This window comes from Vibrio zhugei (genome assembly GCF_003716875.1).
Lineage (GTDB): Bacteria > Pseudomonadota > Gammaproteobacteria > Enterobacterales > Vibrionaceae > Vibrio > Vibrio zhugei.
The window spans coordinates 1,919,333-1,945,885 of record NZ_CP033078.1 but is presented as its reverse complement, the minus strand read 5'-3'; the positions used below and the strand labels follow the sequence as shown (position 1 = coordinate 1,945,885).

Here is a 26,553-nt window from a genome sequence, read left to right as displayed (position 1 = left end):
GAAAAGGGCCCGATTACGACCGGGCACCTAATGACAATTTATACGAGCTTATGGAGTAAAAGTCGATACCCCTAGCTCATCTTCGCGACGTGTCTTCGCTTTCATCTCTGATGGCGAGACGATACTGCGAAGACCCATTTCTTTTTCGGTACGGATCAACTCACCACGAAGGGAGTTGGTGAAAACATCGACAATCTTCACATCAACAAATTGGCCGATAAGATCCGCGGAACCTTCAAAGTTCACCACACGGTTGTTTTCAGTACGGCCACGCAATTCCATCAAGTTTTTCTTCGATGGACCTTCTACCAAAATACGCTGCTCTGTGTCCATCATGAGACGAGAGTAGCGCATGGCTTGCGCGTTGATTTGTTGTTGCAGTTCTTGTAAACGGGCTTTTTTCTCTTCTTCAGAAACGTCACATGGATAGTCTGCGGCTGGCGTACCAGGACGTGCTGAGAAAATAAAGCTAAAGCTCATATCAAAATCGACATCACGAATGAGTTTCATGGTGTCTTGGAAATCTTTATCAGATTCCCCTGGGAAGCCAACAATAAAGTCTGAGCTGATTTGAATATCAGGACGGGCTTTACGTAGCTTACGAATAATCGATTTATATTCAAGACCGGTATGAGGACGTTTCATCATGGTTAAGATGCGATCGCTACCACTTTGTACCGGTAAGTGTAAAAAGCTCACTAATTCAGGCGTATCTTTATACACTTCAATAATATCGTCACCAAACTCGAGTGGGTGACTGGTGGTAAAGCGAATACGGTCAATACCATCGATAGAGGCAACTAAACGCAGCAGCTCTGCGAATGAGCAAATATCGCCATCATGAGTCGGACCACGATACGCGTTCACGTTTTGGCCGAGTAGGTTAACTTCACGGACACCTTGCTCTGCCAATTGGGCGATTTCAAATAAGACATCATCCATCGGACGACTGACTTCTTCACCACGTGTGTAGGGAACAACGCAGTATGTACAGTATTTAGAACAGCCTTCCATGATGGATACGAACGCCGTCGCCCCTTCAGCACGAGGCTCAGGTAGACGATCGAATTTTTCAATCTCAGGGAATGAAATATCCATAACCGGCGCAGAGTCGCCTTGCGACTGTTTGATCATTTCAGGCAAACGGTGCAGTGTTTGCGGACCAAAAATAACGTCTACATAGGGTGCACGTTGTCGAATGTGGTCACCTTCTTGCGTTGCAACACAACCACCCACACCGATCACAACCCCTGGTTTCTTGTCTTTTAAATTCTTCCAGCGACCAAGCTGGTGAAAGACTTTCTCCTGGGCTTTTTCTCGAATGGAGCAGGTGTTCAGTAGTAGGACGTCTGCTTCCGCTGGGTCTTCTGTTAACTCATAGCCATTTGCCGCGTTCATCAGATCTGCCATTTTTGATGAATCGTACTCATTCATCTGGCAGCCCCAGGTTTTTATTAGCAGTTTCTTACTCATCTCACTTTCGCTCGTTTAATAGTTCATCTGTTTAATTATACCTAAGCTACCTTTTTGCAGTATAGCTGGGCAAAGAAGCTTAGGTATGGTGTGTAATCTTACCAGCCTAGCTTTAGTAAGCGGCGTATTGTACTTCTTTCAAAAGGCACTGACTAGTCATGAAGCAAAATCTCTTGTACGCCTTGGTAATCCTCGCTTTTAGCCACAAAATGAGTGTGGAAAAGTGAGAAAATCAGTCGCAAAATTTATCCGTAGACGTACAATGGAATGGTCGTAATCACTTGCAAGAAAGTAGCGTATGAAAAAGTTTGATGTGGCAGTTATCGGTGGAGGCATGGTCGGTGCTGCAGTGGCGTTAGGATGGGCCAAACAAGGGCGTCGAGTTGCGCTGGTGGAAGGCGTGGCTGCAACCCCATTCTCAAAAGAACAACCGATGGATGTGCGCATTTCGGCCATTTCACAAAACTCCGTGTCCTTGCTAGCCTCACTCGGGGCATGGGAGGCGATTCAAGCGATGCGTGTGTGTCCTTATCGCGGCTTGGAAACGTGGGAGCAACCTCATTGCCGTACGCGATTTCATAGTGACGATTTGGGGCTGTCAGAGCTCGGTTTCATGGTCGAAAATCGCGTGATTCAACTGGGTTTGTGGGCACAATTTGCACCGTTAGAAGCCTCTGGGCACCTTGAGGTTTATTGTCCGGATACCTTAACCAGTATGACGTTAACCGACGAGTGTGATGGTCGTTTATTGTCTTTGGAGTCAGGGGAAGTGATTGAAGCGCAATGGGTGGTCGGAGCCGATGGCGCCAATTCACGGGTACGTATGGCGGCTGGGATCGGGATTACGGCTTGGGATTATCGCCAAGACTGTATGTTGATCAATGTTGAGACAGCGACGCCACAGCAAGACATTACTTGGCAGCAATTTTTCCCCACAGGTCCACGTTCTTTGTTGCCATTGGCGGGGCATCAGGCATCCTTGGTCTGGTATGACAGTCCATCGCGCATTCGTCAGTTGAGTCACATGACGCCGACTCAGCTTGGCCGAGAAATTATGACGCATTTCCCTGATGAACTGGGCGAGGTGACGGTACTTAATCATGGCAGTTTTCCTCTAACTCGCCGTCACGCACAAAGCTACGTTAAAAATCGTTGTGTGTTAGTTGGAGATTCGGCGCATACCATTAACCCATTAGCGGGCCAAGGGGTTAACTTGGGCTTTAAAGACGTGGCGACCTTGTTAGCGCAAACGGAAGAGGGCGATAAGCTGACTGAGAGCGTATTGCGCGGTTACGAGCGTCGGCGTCGTCCAGATAATCTTTTGATGCAATCTGGGATGGACTTCTTTTATAAAACGTTCAGTAATTCTTTACCGCCGTTAAAGCTCGCTCGTAATGCGATGCTGAAAGTCGCTGAGCACAGTGGCCCGATTAAGCAGCAGCTGTTGCGTTACGCACTCGGTTTGTAAACCGGGTGTGGGTCATACGCGAGTAAACAGGCATAAAAAAACGCTGCTCTGAGCAGCGTTTTTATTGACACGATAAATCGGTTATTTAGTGACGCGTAGAACCGGCGTTTCACCAACAACGACTGAACCTGATAGTTTGTTCAGCTCTTTGATTTCATCCATGTTCGAAATCACAACAGGCGTCAATGTTGATTTTGCTTTTTCTTGTAGAGTCGCAAGATCAAATTCGATGACTGTGTCACCCGCTTTCACTGTTTGGCCTTCTTCAGCGATACGTGTAAAACCTTCGCCTTTCAGTTCAACTGTGTCGATACCGAAGTGAACAAATAGCTCTACACCATCGTCAGACTCAATTGAGAATGCGTGGTTAGTTTCAAAAATTTTACCGATAGTACCGTTCACAGGAGCAACCATCTTTTCGCCTGATGGTTTGATTGCGATACCGTCGCCAACAATTTTCTCTGCGAATACCACATCTGGCACGTCTTCGATGTTGACGATTTCTCCAGAAAGAGGTGCGATGATTTCAATTGCACCTGCATCAGCGCTGTCGTCAGAGACCAGCTTTTTAAGTTTATCAAACAGACCCATTGTGTCGTGCTCCTAACGTTTTAAAAATAAGTGTCTATCGGAGTATAGTATACCAATGAAAGACATTAGACGACTAGTTTTCATCATCTAATGTCTTGGTATCACTTTAATTATTGTGAGTTTTGGTCGATAAATTGTTGTACACACTCATCGATTTCGGCCGCCGTTGCTAATGAAAGTGCTTTATCAGCCATTGCTTTCACATCAGCAAAGTTGGTATTGCGAATGATTTTCTTCACTTTCGGGATAGAAATACCACTCATTGAAAACTCATCAAGACCCATGCCGAGGAGGAGGAGTGTTGCGCGTTCATCACCCGCTAACTCACCACACATACCTGTCCATTTCCCTTCCGCATGAGAAGCATCAATGACTTGTTTGATGACGTTCAGTACGGCTGGAGACAGTGGGTTATATAGGTGTGAAATCATCTCGTTACCACGGTCAACGGCCAGAGTATACTGGGTTAAGTCGTTGGTACCGATAGAGAAGAAAGACACTTCTTTGGCAAGATGATGAGCAACTGCCGCTGCGGCTGGTGTTTCTACCATCACGCCGATCTCAATGTTCTCATCAAACGAGTAACCTTCGCTGCGCAATTCGGCTTTGTATTCTTCGAGTGCGGCTTTCAACTCACGAATTTCTTCAACGGAAATGATCATCGGGAACATGATACGCAGTTTGCCGTGAGCGGATGCGCGTAGAATACCACGTAGCTGTGCACGTAGAATTTCACGACGATCTAAGCTGATACGAATAGCACGCCATCCAAGAAATGGGTTCAACTCTTTTGGTAGATCCATATATGGCAGGTCTTTATCGCCACCAATATCCATAGTACGGATGATGACAGAATGACCAGACATGGTTTCTGCCACTTCTTTATAGGCTTCGTATTGCTCTTGCTCGGTTGGCAGAGAGGTACGGTCCATAAATAAAAATTCAGTACGGTATAAACCGACGCCTTCACCGCCGTTACGCTCAATACCGACACAATCTTTCACGGTACCGATGTTGCCGCACAGTTCGACGGTGTGTCCATCAGTGGTTTCTGCAGGAAGATCTTTTAACTTCGCTAATTCTTCTTTTTCTGCGAAGAAATCTTCTTGTGCTTTTTTCGCTTCGGCCAATTGTTCATCGCTTGGATTGACGATGATCTTGTTATTGATGGCATCAAGAACCAGCATATCGCCAGATTTCACTTTCGATGTGATGTCATTGGTACCGACCACTGCAGGCAGTTCAAGTGAACGCGCCATGATAGAGGTGTGTGATGTACGGCCGCCGATATCACAAGCAAAACCTAGGACGTAATCTAGGTTGATTTGGGCTGTTTCAGAAGGCGTTAGATCGTAAGCCACAACGATGACTTCTTCGTTGACTTCACTCAGTGAGACGATATTGATACCAAGCGCATTTTTAACAAAACGATTACCGATATCACGGATATCGCTGGCACGTTCTTTAAGGTATTCATCATCGAGTGATTCTAGTGCAGACGCTTGTTCTTCAATGACGGTGTGAATCGCGTTATCCGCGTGCATTTTATCGTCTTTGATTAGGGCGAGGATTTCTTCTTCCAGCTCTTCATCTTCCAAAAGCATGATGTGGCCTTCAAAGATGGCTTCTTTTTCTTCACCGAACGTTTCAAGCGCTTTTTGTTTAACGACTTCTAGCTGTTGCGCTGATTTATTACGAGCGTCATAAAAACGCTGAACTTCTGATTCGACTTGGTCGTCAGAAATGGTGTGAGTATTGAGGACAATGTCATCTTCTTGAAGTAGTAGTGCTTTACCAATAGCAATACCAGGAGATGCTAGGATGCCTGAAATCATAGCCTTACCTTAAACTGGTGATGTGTAAATTTGAAATGTCTGCATATTTTCCAATATTGGGAAAAATATGGAGTAGTGTTTTCATAAAGGCCACCCATTAAACCGGGTGGCCCTTTAATGAATGAATCGCGAATTAATGCAATTGATCCATTAGTGCAACAAGATGATCAACCGCTTCTTGAGCTTGAGCACCTTCTGCAGAGATAGTCACTACAGTGCCTTTTACTAGGCCAAGTGTTTGTAATTTGAATAGGCTTTTTGCGCTAGCGCTTTTACCGTTTGATGATACGGTAATGTCAGCGTCAAACGCTTTCGCTTCTTTAACGAACTGCGCCGCTGGACGAGTGTGAAGACCATTTTCAGCAGTGATTTCTACTTGCTTCTCGTACATGTGATATACCCCGGTTACATTATTTTTTTGTATGAGTGTTAACCTGTATAGCTTACCCTGATAGACATCAATGTGCCAGCGACAGCTGCACGCAAAACTATCAAACGTAGTAGGTTACTGTAAACGCCAACGTTATTGAGGTTGGTCATGAACATAACACTGTTGTTTCGCCTCTTTATTTTGAAGCGGAAAATAAAACAGCCCCGATATTACCAAAGGGTGAAGCATAATCAACAAAAAAGCCCCGAGTCGGGGCTTTTTTGAGTCAAAATTTGATTTAGATGCGCATTATTCGCCATTTTCTTTTTCAGAGAATATGCCCGCAAATAAGGCGGTAGACAAGTAACGTTCGCCAGAGCTAGGTAGGATGGTGACGATGGTTTTCCCTTCATATTCAGGCAGTTCTGCAAGTCTATTCGCTGCAACGACGGCCGCGCCTGATGAAATCCCAGCGAGAATACCTTCTTCTTCCATCAGGCGTCGAGCCATGGCAATGGCATCATCAGAAGTCACGGTTTCGACGCGATCGATGAGAGATAAATCTAAGTTTGCAGGAATGAAGCCTGCGCCGATGCCCTGAATTTTATGAGGGCCTGGTTGAATGTTTTCTCCGGCCATCGCTTGAGTGATGACAGGGGATTCAGAGGGTTCCACCGCGACGGAAGTGATGTTTCTGCCTTGCGCTTTGAGATAACGAGAGGTCCCCGTTAACGTACCGCCAGTACCAACCCCTGCTACAAACACATCGACTTCACCGTCAGTCGCTTCCCAAATTTCTGGGCCGGTGGTTTTCTCATGGATAGCTGGGTTTGCTGGGTTATCAAATTGCTGCAACATGAGGTATTTTTCAGGGTTGCTCGCGACAATTTCTTCTGCTTTGGCAATCGCGGCTTTCATGCCACCGGCAGCAGGCGTTAATTCGAGATTCGCGCCTAACGCTTTGAGTAACTTACGGCGCTCTAGGCTCATGGATTCAGGCATCGTCAATGTCAGTGAGTAGCCACGAGCTGCGGCAACAAAAGCCAGTGCTATACCGGTGTTACCACTGGTCGGCTCCACCAATTCGATACCGGGTTTTAGCGTCCCTTTTTGCTCGGCGTCCCAAATCATGTTGGAACCGATACGACATTTCACGCTGAAGCTTGGGTTACGTGATTCAACTTTAACCAGTACATTGCCTTTACTGACTTTATTCAAACGTACCAGTGGTGTTTGGCCAATGGTCAGGGAGTTATCTTCGTAGATTTTACTCATAATGACGATCCTTCATTTCACATTGTGATGTGCTTGTTCTGTTGACGCGAGTATCGCACTAGGATAGGCACTTCAACATAAGGGTAAAAGATTTAAAAGTTATATGATATACGGTTGGTTTACTGGCATAGGCATCTCACACCATAGGTTTGTCTTTGTATTGGTGGCGAAATTCGTTAACCCACATATCGGTAGCACCGCAAACCGCAGCCGGTACGACGAATAAATTGACGACCGGAATGGAGGTTAGAAGAGAGACAATGATGCCAAAACCGTAAGCTTTTCCTTGTTTTTGCTTCATGCTCATACGCATAGAATTGAAATCGATTTTATGATTATCAAATGGATAGTCGCAATACTGTATGGATAAGGTCCAAGATGTAAACAAGAACCATGCGATTGGACCAACGGTTTGACCTATCGCTGGAATGAACAAAAGAATGAATAAACCAATGGCTTTGGGGAGCACATACATGAGTTTGCGCCATTCTCGCGCCATGATGCGGGGAATGTCTTTAATGATATCAAGAAGTCCTTCATCGTTAAGCGGTTGATTGGTCAGTTTGAGTTCTACTTTTTCCGCTAACAGGCCATTGAATGGGGCGGCAATAAAATTAGCGATGGTTGAGAAAAAATACGAAAAAGTCGCTAATATCGTAATGGCGATCAATGGCCACAACAAATACGATAGCCAAGATAAAAAATCTGGAAGGTAGGACATCCATTGGTCAATCCATCCGCCGAGATGTTCAAATAAGAAGTACAGTGAGCCGCCGAGTAAGATCAGGTTGGCCAAGAGAGGCAAAATAACGAAGCGGCGAATACCGGGGGAAAAAGCGATTTCAATACCGTGAAAAAAATAGCCAATACCAGTGCGTTGTTTTGTTTCCATTGCGGTTTTCCGAAGATGAATTTAACGAGTTTAAGGTGAGATTGTATTGTATATCAGTCGTTGAGTCATAAAACCACGATAAAAATGGCGTTTTCATAGGAACTTCTTACATTAAGTTGTTCTAAATGGGAGGCGAGTTTTGGTAAAGTAGTCAAAATCAACTGACAAGCCTATCTTGCTCAACCACGTTCAAATACAGGCACTAAGCTCAGAACCCAAAATCGAGAAACTGAGAGTTAAAAATGCAGGAATTGCGAACCGTACTCATCTTTGTCGGCGTGCTAGCGATAGCCGCGTTATTATTTCATGGTCTATGGACGTCAAAAAAAGAAGGTAAATCCAAATTTGGCGAGCGTCCTTTAGGGAAAATTGATGTAGAGGAAGACGCCAAGACGGGACGGAAGACATCCCATGCCGTGACGCAAAGTGACGAATCTAAGACGCCCGGTTTTTCTTCGATGGAGTCGGAGGCAGAGATTGACCCATTAATCTCCAGTGAGCCTGATATTGATGACATGCCATCACCCGCGCCATCGGTTGAGGTTGAGCCTGAGTTGACCAGCGCACCCCAGCACGATACGCCTCCAGTTTGGGATGACAATACCCGTATTGATGAGATGCCGTCGGCGGAGCCTGCGACTGAGACAGAGACTCAAGCGACCCAGCCAGATACCGCTGATGATGGGATGCCAGAGGTGTTGGTACTGAATGTGCATTGTGCTGGCAACGAACCGTTTGTCGGGACACGCCTTTTTGATAGTATGCAGCAAAACGGCTTACTGTATGGTGAAATGAATATTTTCCATCGCCATGCCGATTTATCCGGCACTGGGAAAGTTCTGTTTAGTGTGGCGGATATGATGCAACCTGGTACGTTGGAGCACGATGATCCAGATACCTTTACCACGAAAGGCATTTCTTTCTTTATGACGTTACCGTGTTTTGGCGACCCTGAGCATAATTTTAAGTTGATGCTAAGAACCGCACAACAAATTGCTGATGACATGGGAGGTAACGTGTTAGACGATGGCCGTAATCTCATGACGCCTGATCGCCTAGAAAAATACCGTCAACAAATCAAAAACTTTAAACACAACAACGCCTAAGATTAAATCTAGAAGAAGGCTCCTGTTACGGAGCCTTTTTTCATCATTCGAGAGAATAATTACGATGCAGACTGTCGAACAACGACTTGAAGAATTACGCCATTCCCTGAACTACCATGCAGTCCGTTATTATGTAGAAGATGCCCCGAGTATTGCGGATGCGGAATATGATCGGATGATGCGAGAATTATTAGAGATAGAAGCGCAGCACCCTGAATGGATCACGCCAGACTCACCCAGTCAACGTGTCGGTGGGCAACCGCTGGACGGATTTGAGCCTGTTGCTCATGAAATTCCCATGCTATCGCTGGATAATGTGTTTGACGACGAAGAACTGGACCGATTTTTCCAACGTATCGCGGATCGATTACCCTCGGCAAAAGGCGCTAAAGTGTGTTGTGAACCGAAGTTGGATGGGTTAGCGGTCAGTCTTTTATATGAGGACGGTCGTCTCGTTCGCGCGGCAACGCGAGGTGACGGTGCAACGGGTGAAAACATCACGGAAAATGTCCGTACGATCAAATCGATTCCATTAAAATTATCCGGTGAGGGATGGCCGACACGCATTGAAGTGCGTGGTGAAGTCTTTATGCCGAAAGCCGGGTTTGAACAATTAAATGCCTTAGCGGATAAGCGTGGTGAGAAGCGTTTTGTTAATCCGCGTAATGCGGCGGCGGGCAGTTTACGCCAATTGGACTCGCGGGTAACCGCAAAGCGTCCACTCGCCTTTTATGCCTACAGCGTCGGTGTGATTGAAGGCGGTGAGCTGGTGGGCAGTCATTATGAGCGTTTCTTGCAGCTTAAAGGCTGGGGACTGCCTATGAGTCCAGAAACCAAGCGAGTTGACTCAATTGCTGAGGTTAAAGCTTTCTATCAAGATATTATGGCACGCCGTGCCGAGTTGTCTTACGAAATTGATGGCGTCGTGATGAAAATCGATGACATTGAGTTACAACAGGCATTAGGGTTTGTGGCACGAGCGCCGCGTTGGGCCATCGCCTATAAATTTCCAGCTCAAGAAGAAACCACAGTACTGAATGATGTTGAGTTTCAAGTTGGACGTACGGGGGCCATTACGCCCGTCGCCAAGTTAGAACCTGTATTTGTCGGTGGGGTGACGGTCAGCAATGCCACGCTGCATAACGCCGATGAGATTGCTCGTCTTGGGGTGATGATTGGGGATACGGTTATTATTCGCCGCGCCGGCGATGTGATTCCACAGATTGTGTCTGTCGCACTTGAACGACGTCCCGAGCATGCTCGAGCGATTGTGTTTCCGGATGCTTGCCCAGTATGCCAATCGGAAGTGGAACGAGTGGAAGGGGAAGCCGTTGCACGATGCACTGGCGGGCTGGTCTGCCAAGCACAACGCAAAGAGGCATTGAAGCACTTTGTGTCACGTAAAGCTTTAGATGTGGACGGGTTAGGCGATAAAGTCATTGAACAACTCGTTGATAAAGAAATGGTGAAAACACCAGCGGATTTATTTACCTTATCGGCAGGACGCCTAACGGTACTTGAGCGTATGGGCCCTAAATCGGCGCAAAATGTTATGGATGCGCTTGAGGTTTCCAAGTCGACGACCTTACCTCGTTTTCTCTATTCATTGGGCATTCGTGAAGTCGGTGAAGCAACGGCCTTAAACTTGTCGCTGCATTTTAAAACCTTATCTGCTGTCATGGCGGCGACGGTTGAGCAACTCATTGAAGTTCAAGATGTGGGTCACATTGTTGCTTCCCATGTGCATACGTTTTTTGAGCAAGAGAGTAACCAAGCGGTTATTCATCAGTTGCAATCGTTAGGCGTGCATTGGGATGAGCAGACAGACATGGCGAACGATGAGACGGAGCAACCACTGGCGGGAAAAACCGTGGTACTCACCGGCAGTTTATCGCAATTAACACGAGATGAAGCGAAAGCGGCTTTGCAATCACTCGGAGCGAAAGTGACTGGCAGTGTGTCGAAGAAAACGGATATCTTATTTGCCGGTGAAGCCGCAGGTTCGAAATTGACGAAAGCACAAGAGCTCGGTGTTGAAGTGCGGTCAGAGCAAGATCTGATTGATCTGTTAGGGTAATGAGTTTGTTAGTGTGGTATTAGACTGCTGCGGGAGTAATCGTTGTGATGACCATCAGTGATGTGGCGAAAAAGACGGGATTAACGGCTAAGTCAATTCGTCTTTATGAAGAAAAAGGCTTGATCACCCCTCCAGCGCGTTCTGAGAGCGGTTATCGCGTTTATCACGCGCAGGAGGTCGCCGATTTACAGTTGATCGCTCGGTGCAAGCGCGTGGGATTCAGTTTGGATGAATGCAAGCACATGGTGATGTTGGCCAATGATCCGCACCGCCAAAGTCGTTTCGTTAAAGAGCAAGCGCAAGAGAAGCAGCGCCAAGTCGCGAAGAAGATTGCTGAGCTGCAAGAAATTCATGCCCAGTTGAGTGAATGGATTCACGCCTGTCCCGGCGACGATCACAGTGCTTGTCCGATCATTGACAACCTCAAGGGGCAATGAACACTGACACCATAACGAAAAAGATCCAATAGCGAAAAAGCCCCATGAGAGGGGCTTTTTTATTGCTAGCGCTATTCTGGTTGGTTTTGATCAGTAGAGACGCGAATACAACTGGCGACGATAGCGACTGGCGAGAGGGTTCCCTTGACCTAGAGCACTTAAGATATCCATGAAGGTTTTTTTCATATCACCGTCTAGTGTATTGAGATCGTTTTGTAAAAATCCCCAAAGTAATTGGAGAGCGTCTTCATCACGTGAAACTTCGTGATAAGAGATCGCAAGCTTGTTCGCAAGCTGTGCATCGTGTGGCTTTTCTGCATAAGACGCTTCTAAAGCCTGCAATTCAGGGCTGTTAGCGGCATTTTGATGAAGTTCTAACTTCGCACATAGTTCGTTATAGTAACTGTCTTGGTATTGCAGCGGAATGTCTGCCAGTAAGCTGGCTGCTTGCTTGAATGACTGAGACGCAAGGTAACAATCCGCGAAAGCCAGTTTTATGTCACCACGCTGTTGCCATTCATCGGGAAGGCTCTGCAATAAACCCAGTGCTTGGGTATGTTGGTCTTCTGCGATGAATTGCAGGGCTTGTTTGGCATTGCGCTCATCTTGACTTGGCAAATGGCGTGCGAGCATTGCTTCAATGGCATTGAGCGGTTGTGGCCCAGAGAGACCGTCAACAGGTTGACCATTAACGAATAAAGCAATGGTGGGGAGTGCCTGAATACCAAATTGGGCAGCAATGGTTTGTTCTTCTTGGCAATTCAAAATAGCGAGTTGCACAGCGCCCGCGTAGTTTTGACTCAGTTGCTGAATATGAGGCAATAACTCTTCACTTTCTTGGCTCATTGGTGCCCAAAAGTAAAAGAGAATAGGGGTCGTAGCAGAACTTTGGATCACTTCGTGAAAGTTCTGTTGATTAACTTGAATAACTTGAGGTGCTTGCATGACAAATCCTTATAACTCGACGCATGTCCTATACATGGGGGAAGGCCGAGTGAAATTCAAGTTAATCATCGATGTCATAGGGTGAAATGAGAACCTTGCTTCCTTAATCGACTCAGGAAGCAGTGGGTTCAGGGCGCTTGGTCATCAGAAGGCGATGAATAATACGACAACGACGACGACACCAAGCCAATTACATTGATTGAATGTCATAAACCGTACTCAGTTAAGTGGAACTTACTCATCACTTTCCTTGTGATAGAGCCCTATTATGAGGCGAGTTTATGAACGCTTAATGACAATTTACATGCTTAGGACGCTTTTTGTACGATTTTATCGATCATTTTTCCAGATAAGAGACGTTTAAGTAGCGCTATTATCTTGGTCGGACGAGTAATGCGATAGCGCAATTTGGGGTGATTGGATTCGAGTGCGTCGAGCAAAGGGGGTAAACAGGCTTCAGGAGGCAATGCTTGAGCACTCTTCGACTTGCGGCTGGACAGGCGAGCGATCTGCTGCTGATAGGCTTGAGCATGAACACTGTTGTTCGCATCAATCCAGCGTTGGAATGCTCGTAAACAGTTGGCTCGAAACTGCGTTTCGATGGCACCGGGTTCCAATAAGGCGACACGAATCCCCGTATTTGCAAGTTCTAAGCGTAAAGTATCGGTCCAACCTTCAATGGCAAATTTGGAGCTATTGTATGCGCCGCGGTAACTCATGGCGACGAATCCCAATACAGAGCTGTTTTGCACGATGCGAGCATCGTCAAACTGACGAAAGTGTGGAATCAATGCTGTGGTCAGGTGATGCCAACCAAAAAAGTTTGTCTCAAATTGTTCCCTGAGCCCGTCAGTGGGCAAATCTTCTAACGCGCCAGCTAAGCCATAGGCGCCATTATTAAATAAGGCATTCAAGCGCCCTTCGGTTAGTGTGAGCGCTTGTTGTATGCCATTGTCAATACTGGCTGTATTCGCAAGATCGAGCTGAATACAAGTTAACCCTTCGGCTTGTAAGCGCGTGACATCGTCTAACTGGCGGCACGAAGCGATGACTTCATAGCCTCGTTTTTGAAGGGCATGAGCCGCAGTATAACCAATCCCAGTGGAGCAGCCAGTAATGAGTATTGAATGAGGCATAGATGTGAAGAGTCCTTACCAGACGTTAGTGTGTTTGATGAATCAGGTGTTTGAGCGCGGGTTCAAGGCGACAAAAGTGAAATTGAAACCCGAGGTCGATGAGCTTTTTGGGTTTGACCCGCAGGCTGTCTAACAAGAGTTCCGAGGATTGTCCCATCACCAGTTTAATCGCAGATGTTGGCGTAAAGAGAATATGCGGTCGCTTGAGAGTGTGCGCTAGGCATTGACTGAACGCTTTGTTGGTCACTGGGTGTGGCGCTGACATGTTAAAAGGACCACTCGCGCTTGGGTGTTCCAGTAAATATACAATCGCACGAACCATATCGATCATATGTATCCAAGGAAAGTATTGGCGTCCACGCCCGATAGGCCCACCCAGTCCCAGCTGATAAGGAAGTAACATCTTTTTCAACGCGCCGCCTTCGGGAGAGAGTACGACGCCAGTGCGCAGTAGACAGACTCGCGTTTTATCACTCTGTGCCCCTAAAGCAATTTTTTCCCAATTTGAACAAACGTAATGGGAAAAACTATTGTTATGACCTTCAACCGTCTCGTCAATCACATCGTTTTTATGATCGCCATAGTAGCCAACTGCTGAACCGCTGATAAAGGTATGAGGGGGATGTTCGCTGGCTTGAATTAACGTCACTATCTGTTGAGTGATTGCCCAGCGGCTATCACAAATACGACGTTTCTGTTGTTTAGACCAGCGTTTGTCGGCAATCGGTTCGCCCGCTAAATTGATGACCGCATCAAAGTCATCAAGAGAGCGATACGCATCCAATGATTCGATGAAATTCAGATTGGCTGAATGGATATGTGAGAGTTGATGTTGGGCCGCGACTGGATCGCGTGTTAGCACCACTAAGTGATGAGTCATGATAAGTTTCAGTAACTCTTTACCAATTAGGCCTGTTCCTCCCGTTATGAGAATCTTCATTGTCTCTCCCTATCTATCAGTTGTATGCCCAAACGAAATCTCTATAGAAATCATACTCTACTTATGAGGTTCTCGCTAAGATTCTGACAGGATGTTTCCATAAAAGTGCGGCTGAATTAAGGTGTTCGTGATTCATTGCTGATACATCATCACAGCAAGGCATCAAAAAGAGAGACAGTAACCCATTACATATGCACAATCACGCCGTCAGTAAGAGGGCGATGTGAGTATGACGCTATCGATATGTTTTTTTATTGAGTCACGTGTTAGTGACTGAATAAAATTTGCGAACCATGACTTAAGCTGGTTAGCAGTATGGTTTTGTCATTAATAATATCGATCCGGCGACTTTGCTCGGCATCCATCTTGAAAAACTGCGTGATTAGCTTCACTTGTTCAGTGGTGAAATCACGGTTTTGGCTATTCGACACGTCTTTAAATTGTTTGGGTGTGACTAACAAATAGTTATCGCTAACATCCCAATTACCCGTTTCTGAAATATTAATGATGCTATCTGGGGTCGTCTTTTTCCCAGCGTATAACGACATCACCGATACCCGTAAGTAAGTACCATTGGGTAAGTATTTCATATTTGAGGTGACATCCACGCGTGTCAGTGGGCCAACGGTGCGTTCTTTTTCTAAGCGAGTCACGATGTGGGCTTGCCATTCTCGTGAGGACAACAACTGCTCTACTTTTAAATCGCTATCGAAGTACAGCCAAGCTGAAAAGGCATAGAAGAGAAACAGAATGAAAAGTACGAATTTTTTCGTCATTGAATTAGGCCTCTGACTACTGACAAATCTGAGATAAATCGTGCTGGTCAGCTAAGATCTTAACAGTAAAATTTTGTGATGAATGCTTAGGTTGATGGATGTAATTCAACACCAATATATTATCGTTTCCGCCGGTGGCGATCACTTCAATCGGTTGATATTCACCGGAATGATTTTTACTGTAAGTGTCCACACAATGTCGGATTGAAGGTAACCAACTGCTTAACTCTGGTTGATTGATCGGTGCGTTAACTTTAATGCCATCGATATCCGTGATGTGTCTTAACTTGGCCTTTGTGGGGCTGACTAATATCAGAGCGAAAATAGGAACAAGAATGGCAATGATTAACGCAATTTTCGCTAACGGGCTGACTGGCTTATTATTGTCATTTTTATCACTAGAGTGTTCGTGGTGATGGCTACTGACGAACTCATGATCGGAGTCGAGATAGTCCTCTACGACCGATTCACCTTCGTGAGGAGCGTCAAGTGAGACGACGGATGTCGTATCATAAAGCGCATCAGTGTCTGCACTCTCGTGCGCAAGTGAGTCGGTTAATTCTAATTGATCGTCAGTATGTTCGGATAATATTGCGACATTACAAATTAATTGATAACCACGTTTAGGGACGGTTTTGACGAATCTTGGCGATTTAGTCGAATCGTGTAGATTTTTTCGTAAGGTCGAAATGGCTTGAGTTAAGCTTGAATCATCGACTTCAAATCCCTGCTCCCGCCAAACAAAATCATGCAATTCGTTTCGAGAAATGACTTCATTCGGATGTTGTGACAGCATGAGCAAGATACGACTTTCATTACTACCTAAACGAACCATTTCGTCTTCGGCTTCTTTATCAACTAATGAGTTACTCGTCGGGTGAAAGATAAATCTATCTTCGAGAATGAACTTTGGACCTATGCTACTCATCGATATCTTCTTTTATAAGTATTAGATTTTTTGACTTTTATCCTGAGGGGATAATCCCTGTCAATGAGTTAATTAAGAGTTAAGACTATAGCATTTTTTAGCTTCCTTTATAAAAAATTATACAAAAACTTATCGTTTCCAAATAAATTTTTCTGATTTTTTAATCGCTAGGCTTGAATTTATAGCGTTAAGCCTCATCTATAAAAGCAGTCCTTAACCTGCTGTGTTCTTCGGTGGAATACAGCAATGTGTTTATGAAGTAATGGAGCAATTATGAGCGACACTGCAACAGCAAATAAAGAAACACGTGGCTTTCAGTCAGAAGTAAAACAGTTACTTCATCTCATGATTCACTCTTTGTATTCAAACAAAGAGATCTTTTTGCGTGAATTGATTTCGAACGCGTCTGATGCCGCTGACAAATTACGCTTTCGTGCCTTATCGAATACTGAACTTTATCAGGGCGATGCAGATTTAGGGGTCAAACTGTCATTTGATACTGACTCTAATACCATCACCGTCTCCGATAATGGTATCGGGATGAGCCGCGAAGATGTGATTGAAAACTTAGGTACGATTGCCAAGTCTGGTACGGCTGACTTTTTCGAAAAATTGTCGGAAGAGCAAAACAAAGACTCACAATTGATCGGTCAATTTGGTGTTGGTTTCTATTCTGCCTTTATTGTTGCTGATAGTGTCACTGTACGTACGCGTGCCGCGGGTACCGATGCGAGTGAAGGGGTTGAATGGCACTCTGAAGGTGAGGGTGAATACACCATTGCAACCGTGAACAAAGAATCTCGTGGTACCGACATCATTTTACACCTTCGTGAAGAAGGCAAAGAATTCCTTTCTGAGTGGCGTTTACGTGACGTGATTTCGAAATACTCTGATCACATTAGCATTCCTGTTTACCTGCAAACCGCCGAGAAAGATGAAGAAGGCAAAGAAACAGGCGAAACCAAATGGGAACAAGTCAATAAAGCACAAGCTTTGTGGACACGCTCGAAATCAGACGTAACGGATGAAGAATACCAAGAGTTTTATAAACACATTAGTAACGATTTTGCCGATCCGTTAACTTGGAGCCACAACAAGGTAGAAGGTAAAAACGATTACACCAGCTTATTGTATATTCCATCGAAAGCCCCTTGGGATATGTTTAACCGTGAACATAAGCACGGCCTAAAATTATACGTACAACGCGTCTTTATTATGGACGATGCGTCGCAATTCATGCCGTCTTACTTGCGCTTTGTCCGTGGTTTAATCGATTCAAATGATTTGCCATTGAACGTGTCACGCGAATTATTGCAAGACAACAAAGTGACGCAATCGCTGCGCAGTGCGTGTACGAAACGCGTGCTAACCATGTTAGAGCGTTTAGCGAAAAATGACGAAGAGAAATATCAAGCGTTCTGGAAAGAGTTTGGCTTAGTCATTAAAGAAGGCCCAGCGGAAGATTTCTCAAATAAAGAGAAAATCGCCAACTTGCTGCGCTTTGCTACGACGCATACTGAGACCAATGAGCAAACGGTCTCTTTAGCCGATTATGTGTCTCGAATGAAAGAAGGCCAAGATAAGATCTATTACCTAACGGCAGATAGCTACACGGCAGCGAAACACAGCCCGCACTTGGAGCAATTCAAGTCGAAAGGTATTGAAGTTGTCTTGATGTATGACCGTATCGATGAATTCTTGATGAACTATCTCAATGAATTCGATGGTAAGCAGTTCCAATCGATTACAAAAGCCGGTTTAGATCTGAGCCAGTTCGAAGATAAAGAAGAGCAGGAAAAGCGTAAAGAAACTCAAGAAGAGTTCAAAAATGTCGTTGAGCGCGTGCAAACCTATTTAGGCGACCGTGTTAAAGAAGTTCGCACCACCTTCAAGTTGGCGAATACACCAGCCGTTGTGGTCACCGATGACATGGAAATGGGGACGCAAATGGCGAAACTGCTAGAAGCGGCTGGTCAAGCGGCGCCTGAGGTGAAGTACATCCTAGAACTGAACCCTGAGCATGCCATGGTGACACGTATGGCCGATGAGCCAGACGAAGAAGCCTTCGGTCGTTGGGTTGAGGTCTTGCTTGGGCAAGCGATGCTAGCAGAGCGAGGCTCAATGGAGGATCCGTCACAGTTCCTCACCGCAGTAAACCAACTTCTGGGTAAATAATTGGCCCAACAGTCAAGAAAAAAGCTCGCGATATCGCGAGCTTTTTTATGTCAACTATCAGTAATAATAGTGAGAATTCAGCGCAGTTGGTCGGTTTTTTCTATGAGACGCCTCATTTTCAGGTGTTTTCTATGATAGAATCACGGCCCAAACGTTCATGATGAACCCGTGTGTCCGAACACACGGCTAAGAGCGGAGTTCTTTTTATACCGAAGTTTATCGTATAAACCAGTGAGCTTCGGTATAACTCGTTAGTTTATTAAGAGGATCAAACATGCGCATCATTCTTTTAGGTGCTCCAGGTGCCGGTAAAGGTACTCAAGCCCAATTTATCCAAGAGAAATTTGGTGTTCCACAAATCTCTACGGGCGATATGTTACGTGGCGCGATTAAAGCCGGAACGGAATTAGGTAAAAAAGCGAAAGCGGTTATCGATGCAGGTCAATTGGTGTCTGATGATATCATCTTAGGTCTTATCAAAGAGCGTATCGCTCAACCTGATTGTGAACAAGGTTTCCTATTGGATGGTTTCCCTCGTACGATTCCTCAAGCTGATGGCTTGAAAGAAATGGGCATCAACATCGATTACGTGATTGAATTTGATGTCGCCGATGATGTGATTGTTGAGCGCATGGCGGGTCGTCGTGCCCACTTACCATCAGGCCGTACATATCATGCGATTTACAATCCACCGAAAGTGGAAGGTAAAGACGATGTCACTGGTGAAGATTTAGTCGTTCGTGATGATGACAAAGAAGAAACCGTTCGTGCGCGCTTGAATGTATACCACACACAAACTGCACCGTTGATTGAGTACTACAGTAAAGAAGCAGAAGCTGGCAATACTCAGTACTTGAAATTTGACGGTACGAAAGCCGTGGCTGACGTTAGCGCTGATATTGAAAAAGCACTATCTTAAGCACAGCAATCAATGTGTTAGTTTAAAAGCGACCTTAGGTCGCTTTTTTTATACGTGTATAGTGAGGTAATATATACGTTCACTTGTATTGAACCAGCGTAGAAGGACAATATGGATAACAATAAAAAAGTCGGTGTTTTGCTGGTGAATTTAGGCACACCTGATGAGCCTACTGGGCCAGCTGTAAAACGTTTTTTAGGAGAATTTCTTCACGACAAGCGGGTTGTGGATTTAACCCGTTGGTTATGGTGCCCTCTATTACATGGCATCATATTGCCCATTCGCTCCCCGCGTGTGGCTAAGTTGTATCAATCCATTTGGATGGATGAAGGCTCACCCCTTATGGTGTATTCCAGACGGCAACGTTCTAAGCTGCAAGAGCGGTTATCGATACCTGTGGCACTTGGTATGAACTATGGTCAACCAAGCATCAAGCATGGTATTCAAGAGCTGCAAGGACAAGGTGTCGAACGTATCATTGTTCTCCCTTTGTACCCACAATATTCTTCATCCACCAATGCGGCGGTGTTTGACCGCATGGCAAAAAGCCTGAAATCGATTCCCGTTTTACCGGACATTACCTTTATTCGCGATTATCACGATCATCCTGCTTATATTAAGGCATTAGCGGATCAGGTGCGTGAGACTTGGAAAACGCAAGGTAAAGGAGAGGTTTTATTATGTTCGTTCCACGGCATTCCTAAGCGCTATGCCGACAATGGTGATGTGTATCCTTTCCATTGTTTGCGAACCACCGAATTGCTCAAAGAAGAGTTAGGTTTAGATGCTGAATCCATCATGATGACGTATCAATCTCGCTTTGGGCGTGAAGAGTGGTTACAGCCGTACACGGATAAGACTTTAGAAAAACTCCCCTTGCAAGATCGCAAGGATATCGATGTTTTCTGTCCTGGGTTTTCATCGGATTGTTTAGAAACACTTGAAGAGATTCAGGAGCAGAATAAAGAGATCTTTATGAATGCGGGCGGGCAGCAGTTCCGTTATATCCCTTGCTTAAATGACAGCGACTCTCACATTGATATGATGTCTGCAATCGTTCGTCCTTATTTGTTGCAGAACTGATGGTGTGTCACACATTGTCTCTTTAATAAAAAACCTCGCTACGGCGAGGTTTTTTTGAATGGATTGCGATATTCGCGGGCGAGTGACTTAAGACGCCGTGGCTTCTTGCATCGCCTGCGCATTATTACCGCGAGTGATTTTCGTCAGTTTCGGAGCAATGATGAAGGTAAACACCGCGATCGCCGCTGTGGTGTAACCAATTTTACCGAAGATATCGCTATAGATAACCAATGATGCGTGCGCATCCTCAATACCTTTCGGTGCAGAGGTTAAACTTGCAACCCAACCTGCGATTACCGCCGCTGTGGCTGAGGTTAAAAACCACATGCCCATCGCAAAGCCCATCATGCGTTGTGGCACTAATTGGGCAACCATGGCTAATCCTAGTCCAGAGACAAGCAGTTCACCGATGGATTGGAAGAAGTAGCTTGCAACCAGCCAATTTGAACTGATGATGCCTTGCTCATTTGCAAAGTTGCTGCCCCAAGAAAGCACAAGGAATGACAGAGCACACAGCACCATACCTGTTGCAAATTTATAAGGCATGGACAAACGCTCACCGACTTTACCGTAAATGATGGCAAGTACTGGGCTGGCCACCATAATCCAAAACGGGTTCAAGGCTTGGAATTGTTCAGGCTCGGCAGAGAAACCCAGCAGAGAGTGGCTCACGTTGTGGATTGCAAAGAAGTTCAGTGATGTCGGCATTTGGAAATAAAGAACAAAGAATACGACACCTTGAAGCATCAGAATAAACGCGACGAGCATTTTTTGACGTTCAATCCCTGTAAGGGCAAAGGCTTCTTTAAAGTAGAAAAACAAAATGCTTAAACCCGCAATCACCAGAATACCATGTGCGAGCGTCAAGTGTTGCAGTAGGTAGGCACACACAAAACTTGCGATTACCGATCCAACGATGACAATCATCAGGTTACGTTTTTTCACAGGAGCGAGGTCTGCAGGAGAACCGACTGATTTCAGCATTTTCAAACACGCGATAAAGTTTAGCGCGGTGATCAGAAGGCCAACGGCACTCATACCAAACGCCAGTCCGTACCCCAATTTTTGTGCAACCAATGGGCTGAGAATCATCGAAATCAAAGAGCCGACATTGATTGCCATGTAGTAAAGAGTAAATGCACCATCAAGGCGGGGATCATTTTCGTCGTAGACTTTGGCGAGAAGGCTGGATGGATTGGCTTTAAACAGTCCATTGCCCACAGTAATAAAGCCCATGGCGATATAAATGAGGGTTGGTCCACCGATATCTTGTCCAGCGGTCGATAAACCCAGTAAGGTATAGCCGAGCATCATGACAATGGCACCGAGTGTAATGGCGCGTTTCGTCCCAATGACTTTATCGCCAATCCAGCCTCCTGCGGCAACGAAACCGTAGATAAGCGCTGAAAAAGCACCGAACAGAACGAAAGAGGTGGATTCGTCCATGCCCATGATTTTTACTAAATAAACGGTAAGGATGGCTTGCATCCCATAAAAACCAAAGCGTTCCCAAAATTCGATAGAGAAAATGAGGTAGAACGACTTAGGTTGCTTGAATACATTCAAGTCAGACATATGAAAATTCCTGTAAAGACCCTCGGAAGGGGAGGTGTAACGCACTAAACATAGGCACCCTCAAGTTGAGCGATAGTCCCTAAAATTTACTTTAGAATAGTGTCACTGTTTTAGTGTAATTATAAGTTTATTATTCCAATGATATATATACAGAATAGTTTTTTAAGCCGCAATGATTTTAGTTGCTGGAATTTTAATCTATACCGTTTTTTATTACCATAATCAGGAAGTTATAAAATTTTACAAATTAGTGTGATGACTAGCAAATTTAAATTGCAAAAATAAAATGTTTACATTGATATTCTGTGAGAGGTATTGACCGAGATTGTCGTCTTGGCGATATCGAATCATGCCATGTATGGTTGTGATATCGCATCGTTAAAGAGATGTGTTAGGATCTTAAAAAAACGTAATGGTTAGGTATATGAAATCTTGGTATCTTTTATATTGTAAGCGTGGCGAGCAGCTCAGGGCTAAAGGAAACCTAGAGAATCAAGGGGTAGAGTGCTATTACCCTGAGGTAATGGTGGAGAAAGTGCTCAGAAATAAACGGAAGACGGTGAAAGAGCCATTATTTCCTTCTTACGTTTTTATCTGTTTTGATGTGGATCTAGGCCCGAGTTTTACCTCTATCCGTTCGACACGAGGTGTGGTTGATTTTGTCCGATTTGGCGCTCATCCCAAGTGCATTAACGAGCAAATGGTGAATGATTTGAAATCGCTTGAAGAGCAAGAGCTGCTGGTCGTGAAAAAACAGGTGCCACAGAAAGGTGAACCGATGGTTGTCACGGGTGGACAGTTCTCAGGTATTGAAGCGGTCTATCAAGAGCCTGATGGGGAAACCCGCTCTATTATGTTGGTTAAAATGCTCAATCAGAATGTTGAGTTGAGCATCGAGAATAAAGATCTGAAGCCAATTAGAGACTTATAGACAGTGTGATGTCGTATAGGTCATGAAAAAAAAGGGGCGATATCGCCCCTTTTTTATTAACGTACATCACGTTAATACGCTTCGTTATGTACGTTTTGCACAGCACGACCAGACGGGTCAATGCAGTTCTTGAAGGATTCATCCCACTCGATAGCTTTCGCACTCGAGCACGCTACTGATGGCCCCCCCGGCACACAGTGAGCGGCTGATTCTAGTGGGAATAACTCTTCAAAAATTTCACGATATAAGTAGCCTTCTTTGGTGGTTGGCGTGTTATATGGGAACCGGAATGCGGCCGCTTCCATTTTTTGGTCGGAGACTTTTTCTTCTGCTTGCGCTTTGAGTGCGTCAATCCAGCCATAACCGACACCATCCGAGAATTGCTCTTTTTGACGCCATGCGATAGAGGCTGGCAAATAGTCTTCAAAACATTCCCGTAAGATGTGTTTTTCGATTTTGCCGTTGCCGCACATCTTATCTTTTGGATTTAATCGCATCGCTACATCAATGAATTCTTTATCTAAAAACGGTACGCGGCCTTCAACGCCCCAAGCGGCTAATGATTTGTTAGCTCGCGCGCAATCAAATAAGTTCAAGGCGAGCAGCTTACGTACCGTTTCCTCATGAAACTCTTGAGTGTTCGGTGCTTTGTGGAAGTAAAGATATCCGCCGAACAGTTCATCCGCCCCTTCACCAGAAAGCACCATTTTGATGCCCATGGCTTTGATTTTTCGTCCCATTAAAAACATCGGCGTTGAAGCGCGAATGGTCGTTACATCATAGGTTTCAATGTGGTAGATCACATCACGAATCGCATCCAAGCCTTCTTGAATGGTGTAGGTCATTTCGTGATGCACGGTACCGATTTGATCGGCAACTTCTTGTGCTGCTTTTAAGTCCGGAGCGCCTTCAAGTCCTACCGCGAATGAGTGTAGCTGTGGCCACCAGGCTGTGGATTGTTCGTCATCTTCGATACGCATGGCTGCAAATCGTTTGGCAATTGCAGAAGTAATCGAAGAATCTAAGCCACCAGACAGTAAGACGCCATATGGAACATCGGTCATTAATTGGCGCTTGACGGCCGCTTCGAGGGCTTCTTTCAGTTCTGCTTTGTCTGAGGCATTATCTTGCACTGCGCTGTATTCAAACCAGTCACGTTCGTAGTAACGTTGTGGGGCGCTATCTCCTGAACGGTAAAAATGACCGGGAGGGAATTCACTGATGGTTTTACACACAGAGGTTAAGGCTTTCATTTCTGAGGCGACATAGTAGTTACCCAATTCATCATAGCCTTGATATAGAGGAATAATACCAATGTGATCACGCCCAACCAGAAACTGATCGTTGTCTTCATCGTAAAGGACAAAAGCGAAAATGCCGTTTAACTCTTCCATTAAGTCTGCGCCTTTATCTTGATAGAGCGCGAGGATGACTTCACAATCTGATTCGGTTTGAAAATCGTACACGCCTTCGTAACGAGCGCGGATCTCTTTATGATTGTAAATCTCACCGTTGACGGCAAGGACAAGTTTTCTATCTGGGCTATATAACGGCTGTGCTCCGCTATTTAAACCAACAATAGCAAGGCGTTCGTGCGCAAGAATGGCATGATCGGCGGTGTATATACCTGACCAATCCGGCCCACGATGTCGGAGTTTTTTCGACATTTGCAGAGCTAATGGACGCAGCGCTTCTGCATCGCTTTTAATATCTAAGATCCCAAAGATAGAACACATACCACTTTCCTTTTTGAATACCACTTCATCTCATGTATTCAATTTGCCACTTTGATTAAAAAAAGCAACTTATTATTGTGGTTAAATTTATGAAATAGAACATAAGGTGAATAGCATTTAATAATAATTGGTTTTAATTAAATAATTTCTATTGTCTGGTGGTAAATGCAACGGATTGCGTGAAAAAAAACGTAAGAAAGTGAATGGGTCGGTGGAATAAAACGGCGGATGAGAGGCACATGTCGCACCTCTCATCGACAGACAGGTTAAGAGTGGGCCGCAAATTCAGTCTTGAGCTCATCACATACGTGACGTGCAAATCCAGTTCCTGCTTCGTTATAGACGTTGTAAGCGGCATGCGCACCTGCTTCGATCAACTCATTTTTCTGGTCGTTATACTCCGCGATAGCGGCGATATTACCTTTGAAGTGATGAGCTTTGAGAAGATCCAAAGCGATTCTATTGGCTTGGTTATGTGGCATGGCGAGTAAAACGAGTTTGACGCTATCTTTGACCAAAATACGTTCCCAAAAATCTGGGTCGGTCGCATCGCCGGTAATCACATTACGGCCTTCTATTTGATGTTTGGCTGATGCATCAGGTGTTAACTCGATGCCGAGACAGATATTGCCATAACGCTGATGCAATTCATCGTATGCCCCTGAGCCGATCCGGCCCATACCCAAAATTAACACTTGAGCATTCCCCGGGTTGATGATGCCATCTTTAGGGTTGAGCCTGTCAACACTCTGCGGTTTCACCCAGTGTGAGGTTTTTTGATAGAGCGCATGTCCTTGACGACCCAAAGGCGCCGCCAAAATAAAGGAGAGGGGGACCGCGATCGCGATGGTGACCATAATGTCATTGGGTAGCCAACCTAATTTAAATGCGATGCCTGCGACAATCAGTCCAAATTCACTGTAGTTAAATAAACTTAGAGAAGCGAGCAGAGACGTGCGTACGCGCAAGCGATGGGTGTGGAGAACCCAAAAGTAAAGTGCGCCTTTTAATGGCAGTAACAGTAGCAATAATAGAGCCAGCAATAAGCCTGTCAGAGTTGGGTCGGCAGATAAACCAATGTTTAAGAAAAAGCAGACTAAGAACATTTCTTTTAAGTTAAAGAGTGATTTAGCCAGTTCTGATGTCTTGGCATGGTCTGACAGCAGCATACCGAGAATGATCGCGCCTAAATCTGGTTTTAGTCCAGCCCATTGGAATAAGCCTCCCCCGAGAACGAGCGCGGCAAAAAAGCCAAATAACACCAGCATTTCACCATGACCAACCCAATCCATCACTTTGTGCAAGAGCGGCCTTGCCAAAGGCAGTAAAAATAAGAAGACCGCATACCATTCAGGCAGTTTTCCCGTGGATGCTGACAAGAAAATCACGGCAAAGATGTCCTGCATGACGAGAATACCAATGGCAATGGTGCCGTAAATGGCGTTCATTTCCCCTTTTTCTTGGAGTGATTTTACCGCAAACACGGTGCTCGAAAATGACAGAGCAAAGCCGATCAATACCAGTTGGCCAAGGCCGAGTTCGGCGATGGATCTGAGACCCAAAAACTGCAACGCCAATAAACCCAACGTAAACATTAAGGTCGACAGCAGGTTGTGTAAGGTTGCACTTAGCCAAATTTCTTTAGAGATTAAGGTTTTGATATCCAGCTTTAAGCCGATGGAGAAAAGTAACAGTGTCACCCCTAAGTCAGCGAGTTGATTGATGGTGTCATTCGATTCATAACCATAGGCATGCAGTGCAAACCCGGTAATTAAGAACCCAACCAGTGGGGGGAGGTGGCACTTAACGACCACCAAACCGGCGATGAACGCCGCGAAGATAAAGATCAATTCCATAATAGTTTCGACGAGTATTAACGCTGCAT

Annotated in this window: 22 protein-coding genes; 8 read left to right on the top strand and 14 right to left on the bottom strand. The window is 45.2% G+C overall.

The annotated features are described in order from the left end of the window. Positions 1–48 precede the first annotated feature (48 nt). Complete coding sequence (gene miaB, locus EAE30_RS14260; protein WP_123016522.1) at positions 49–1,473, bottom strand: tRNA (N6-isopentenyl adenosine(37)-C2)-methylthiotransferase MiaB; 1,425 nt, start codon at positions 1,471–1,473, stop codon at positions 49–51. 298 nt (positions 1,474–1,771) lie between these two features. On the opposite strand from miaB, the gene EAE30_RS14255 reads away from it, so the two are divergent. Continuing rightward, complete coding sequence (locus EAE30_RS14255) at positions 1,772–2,941, top strand: 2-octaprenyl-3-methyl-6-methoxy-1,4-benzoquinol hydroxylase (RefSeq protein ID WP_123016521.1); 1,170 nt, start codon at positions 1,772–1,774, stop codon at positions 2,939–2,941. A gap of 81 nt (positions 2,942–3,022) precedes the next feature. Here the strand turns inward: EAE30_RS14255 and crr are convergent, their stop codons facing one another. The 5 genes from crr to cysZ all read right to left on the bottom strand — a co-directional run bounded on the left by crr (position 3,023) and on the right by cysZ (position 7,904). Then, on the bottom strand, positions 3,023–3,532 hold the full coding sequence (crr, locus tag EAE30_RS14250; protein ID WP_123016520.1) for a PTS glucose transporter subunit IIA: 510 nt from the start codon (positions 3,530–3,532) through the stop codon (positions 3,023–3,025). A 110-nt stretch (positions 3,533–3,642) separates the two neighbouring features. Continuing rightward, positions 3,643–5,367 carry a phosphoenolpyruvate-protein phosphotransferase PtsI gene (gene ptsI, locus EAE30_RS14245; RefSeq protein WP_123016519.1) on the bottom strand — a complete coding sequence of 575 codons (1,725 nt, stop codon included), beginning with the start codon at positions 5,365–5,367 and terminating at the stop codon, positions 3,643–3,645. Between the two features lie 133 nt (positions 5,368–5,500). Next, complete coding sequence (locus EAE30_RS14240; RefSeq protein ID WP_123016518.1) at positions 5,501–5,758, bottom strand: HPr family phosphocarrier protein; 258 nt, start codon at positions 5,756–5,758, stop codon at positions 5,501–5,503. Between the two features lie 288 nt (positions 5,759–6,046). Further along, positions 6,047–7,012 carry a cysteine synthase A gene (gene cysK, locus EAE30_RS14235; RefSeq protein WP_123016517.1) on the bottom strand — a complete coding sequence of 322 codons (966 nt, stop codon included), beginning with the start codon at positions 7,010–7,012 and terminating at the stop codon, positions 6,047–6,049. A gap of 136 nt (positions 7,013–7,148) precedes the next feature. Next, positions 7,149–7,904 (bottom strand): sulfate transporter CysZ, encoded by a 756-nt coding sequence (gene cysZ / locus EAE30_RS14230; protein WP_123016516.1) that lies wholly within the window; start codon positions 7,902–7,904, stop codon positions 7,149–7,151. A 242-nt stretch (positions 7,905–8,146) separates the two neighbouring features. Between cysZ and zipA the strand changes: the two genes are divergently transcribed. From zipA to cueR, 3 genes are all read left to right on the top strand, one after another. Continuing rightward, positions 8,147–9,010 carry a cell division protein ZipA gene (zipA, locus tag EAE30_RS14225; RefSeq protein WP_123016515.1) on the top strand — a complete coding sequence of 288 codons (864 nt, stop codon included), beginning with the start codon at positions 8,147–8,149 and terminating at the stop codon, positions 9,008–9,010. A gap of 64 nt (positions 9,011–9,074) precedes the next feature. Then, positions 9,075–11,087 (top strand): NAD-dependent DNA ligase LigA, encoded by a 2,013-nt coding sequence (ligA, locus tag EAE30_RS14220; RefSeq protein WP_123016514.1) that lies wholly within the window; start codon positions 9,075–9,077, stop codon positions 11,085–11,087. Positions 11,088–11,134: 47 nt separating this feature from the next. Continuing rightward, entirely contained in the window at positions 11,135–11,524 is a 390-nt protein-coding gene (gene cueR / locus EAE30_RS14215; protein WP_123016513.1) for a Cu(I)-responsive transcriptional regulator, read from the top strand. A gap of 90 nt (positions 11,525–11,614) precedes the next feature. Here cueR and EAE30_RS14210 read toward each other — a convergent pair whose 3' ends face one another. From EAE30_RS14210 to EAE30_RS14190, 5 genes are all read right to left on the bottom strand, one after another. Next, complete coding sequence (locus EAE30_RS14210) at positions 11,615–12,469, bottom strand: co-chaperone YbbN (RefSeq protein ID WP_123016512.1); 855 nt, start codon at positions 12,467–12,469, stop codon at positions 11,615–11,617. Positions 12,470–12,777: 308 nt separating this feature from the next. Continuing rightward, on the bottom strand, positions 12,778–13,605 hold the full coding sequence (locus EAE30_RS14205; RefSeq protein ID WP_123016511.1) for an SDR family oxidoreductase: 828 nt from the start codon (positions 13,603–13,605) through the stop codon (positions 12,778–12,780). 25 nt (positions 13,606–13,630) lie between these two features. Beyond that, positions 13,631–14,545 (bottom strand): TIGR01777 family oxidoreductase, encoded by a 915-nt coding sequence (locus EAE30_RS14200; protein ID WP_123016510.1) that lies wholly within the window; start codon positions 14,543–14,545, stop codon positions 13,631–13,633. A gap of 266 nt (positions 14,546–14,811) precedes the next feature. Beyond that, positions 14,812–15,321 (bottom strand): regulatory protein ToxS, encoded by a 510-nt coding sequence (locus EAE30_RS14195; RefSeq protein ID WP_123016509.1) that lies wholly within the window; start codon positions 15,319–15,321, stop codon positions 14,812–14,814. Between the two features lie 16 nt (positions 15,322–15,337). Next, positions 15,338–16,249, bottom strand: a complete 912-nt coding sequence (locus tag EAE30_RS14190; RefSeq protein ID WP_123016508.1) for a winged helix-turn-helix domain-containing protein — start codon at positions 16,247–16,249, stop codon at positions 15,338–15,340. Between the two features lie 273 nt (positions 16,250–16,522). Between EAE30_RS14190 and htpG the strand changes: the two genes are divergently transcribed. The 3 genes from htpG to hemH all read left to right on the top strand — a co-directional run bounded on the left by htpG (position 16,523) and on the right by hemH (position 20,426). Then, entirely contained in the window at positions 16,523–18,424 is a 1,902-nt protein-coding gene (htpG, locus tag EAE30_RS14185) for a molecular chaperone HtpG (protein ID WP_123016507.1), read from the top strand. A gap of 274 nt (positions 18,425–18,698) precedes the next feature. Further along, positions 18,699–19,343 (top strand): adenylate kinase, encoded by a 645-nt coding sequence (gene adk / locus EAE30_RS14180; protein WP_123016506.1) that lies wholly within the window; start codon positions 18,699–18,701, stop codon positions 19,341–19,343. 111 nt (positions 19,344–19,454) lie between these two features. Further along, positions 19,455–20,426 carry a ferrochelatase gene (gene hemH, locus EAE30_RS14175; RefSeq protein ID WP_123016505.1) on the top strand — a complete coding sequence of 324 codons (972 nt, stop codon included), beginning with the start codon at positions 19,455–19,457 and terminating at the stop codon, positions 20,424–20,426. An 87-nt stretch (positions 20,427–20,513) separates the two neighbouring features. Here hemH and dtpA read toward each other — a convergent pair whose 3' ends face one another. Next, complete coding sequence (gene dtpA / locus EAE30_RS14170) at positions 20,514–22,001, bottom strand: dipeptide/tripeptide permease DtpA (RefSeq protein ID WP_123016504.1); 1,488 nt, start codon at positions 21,999–22,001, stop codon at positions 20,514–20,516. A 424-nt stretch (positions 22,002–22,425) separates the two neighbouring features. On the opposite strand from dtpA, the gene rfaH reads away from it, so the two are divergent. Further along, positions 22,426–22,932: a transcription/translation regulatory transformer protein RfaH gene (gene rfaH, locus EAE30_RS14165; RefSeq protein WP_123016503.1), complete on the top strand. Its 507-nt coding sequence runs from the start codon at positions 22,426–22,428 to the stop codon at positions 22,930–22,932. A 71-nt stretch (positions 22,933–23,003) separates the two neighbouring features. Here rfaH and asnB read toward each other — a convergent pair whose 3' ends face one another. Both asnB and EAE30_RS14155 read right to left on the bottom strand, forming a co-directional pair. Further along, positions 23,004–24,668, bottom strand: a complete 1,665-nt coding sequence (asnB, locus tag EAE30_RS14160) for an asparagine synthase B (RefSeq protein ID WP_123016502.1) — start codon at positions 24,666–24,668, stop codon at positions 23,004–23,006. Between the two features lie 266 nt (positions 24,669–24,934). Next, positions 24,935–26,524, bottom strand: a complete 1,590-nt coding sequence (locus EAE30_RS14155; protein WP_123016501.1) for a cation:proton antiporter family protein — start codon at positions 26,522–26,524, stop codon at positions 24,935–24,937. Between the last annotated feature and the right edge of the window lie 29 nt (positions 26,525–26,553).

Excerpts from the sequence above, each read along its gene's own strand:
- EAE30_RS14155 (WP_123016501.1), bottom strand. The coding sequence starts at position 26,524 with ATGGAATTGATCTTTATCTTCGCGGCGTTCATCGCCGGTTTGGTGGTC.
- htpG (WP_123016507.1), top strand. The coding sequence starts at position 16,523 with ATGAGCGACACTGCAACAGCAAATAAAGAAACACGTGGCTTTCAGTCA.
- EAE30_RS14200 (WP_123016510.1), bottom strand. The coding sequence starts at position 14,545 with ATGAAGATTCTCATAACGGGAGGAACAGGCCTAATTGGTAAAGAGTTA.
- EAE30_RS14240 (WP_123016518.1), bottom strand. The coding sequence starts at position 5,758 with ATGTACGAGAAGCAAGTAGAAATCACTGCTGAAAATGGTCTTCACACT.
- ptsI (WP_123016519.1), bottom strand. The coding sequence starts at position 5,367 with ATGATTTCAGGCATCCTAGCATCTCCTGGTATTGCTATTGGTAAAGCA.
- asnB (WP_123016502.1), bottom strand. The coding sequence starts at position 24,668 with ATGTGTTCTATCTTTGGGATCTTAGATATTAAAAGCGATGCAGAAGCG.
- adk (WP_123016506.1), top strand. The coding sequence starts at position 18,699 with ATGCGCATCATTCTTTTAGGTGCTCCAGGTGCCGGTAAAGGTACTCAA.
- EAE30_RS14205 (WP_123016511.1), bottom strand. The coding sequence starts at position 13,605 with ATGCCTCATTCAATACTCATTACTGGCTGCTCCACTGGGATTGGTTAT.
- cysK (WP_123016517.1), bottom strand. The coding sequence starts at position 7,012 with ATGAGTAAAATCTACGAAGATAACTCCCTGACCATTGGCCAAACACCA.
- EAE30_RS14210 (WP_123016512.1), bottom strand. The coding sequence starts at position 12,469 with ATGCAAGCACCTCAAGTTATTCAAGTTAATCAACAGAACTTTCACGAA.
- EAE30_RS14190 (WP_123016508.1), bottom strand. The coding sequence starts at position 16,249 with ATGAGTAGCATAGGTCCAAAGTTCATTCTCGAAGATAGATTTATCTTT.
- dtpA (WP_123016504.1), bottom strand. The coding sequence starts at position 22,001 with ATGTCTGACTTGAATGTATTCAAGCAACCTAAGTCGTTCTACCTCATT.
- rfaH (WP_123016503.1), top strand. The coding sequence starts at position 22,426 with ATGAAATCTTGGTATCTTTTATATTGTAAGCGTGGCGAGCAGCTCAGG.
- zipA (WP_123016515.1), top strand. The coding sequence starts at position 8,147 with ATGCAGGAATTGCGAACCGTACTCATCTTTGTCGGCGTGCTAGCGATA.
- crr (WP_123016520.1), bottom strand. The coding sequence starts at position 3,532 with ATGGGTCTGTTTGATAAACTTAAAAAGCTGGTCTCTGACGACAGCGCT.
- EAE30_RS14255 (WP_123016521.1), top strand. The coding sequence starts at position 1,772 with ATGAAAAAGTTTGATGTGGCAGTTATCGGTGGAGGCATGGTCGGTGCT.
- EAE30_RS14195 (WP_123016509.1), bottom strand. The coding sequence starts at position 15,321 with ATGACGAAAAAATTCGTACTTTTCATTCTGTTTCTCTTCTATGCCTTT.
- miaB (WP_123016522.1), bottom strand. The coding sequence starts at position 1,473 with ATGAGTAAGAAACTGCTAATAAAAACCTGGGGCTGCCAGATGAATGAG.
- ligA (WP_123016514.1), top strand. The coding sequence starts at position 9,075 with ATGCAGACTGTCGAACAACGACTTGAAGAATTACGCCATTCCCTGAAC.
- cysZ (WP_123016516.1), bottom strand. The coding sequence starts at position 7,904 with ATGGAAACAAAACAACGCACTGGTATTGGCTATTTTTTTCACGGTATT.
- cueR (WP_123016513.1), top strand. The coding sequence starts at position 11,135 with ATGACCATCAGTGATGTGGCGAAAAAGACGGGATTAACGGCTAAGTCA.
- hemH (WP_123016505.1), top strand. The coding sequence starts at position 19,455 with ATGGATAACAATAAAAAAGTCGGTGTTTTGCTGGTGAATTTAGGCACA.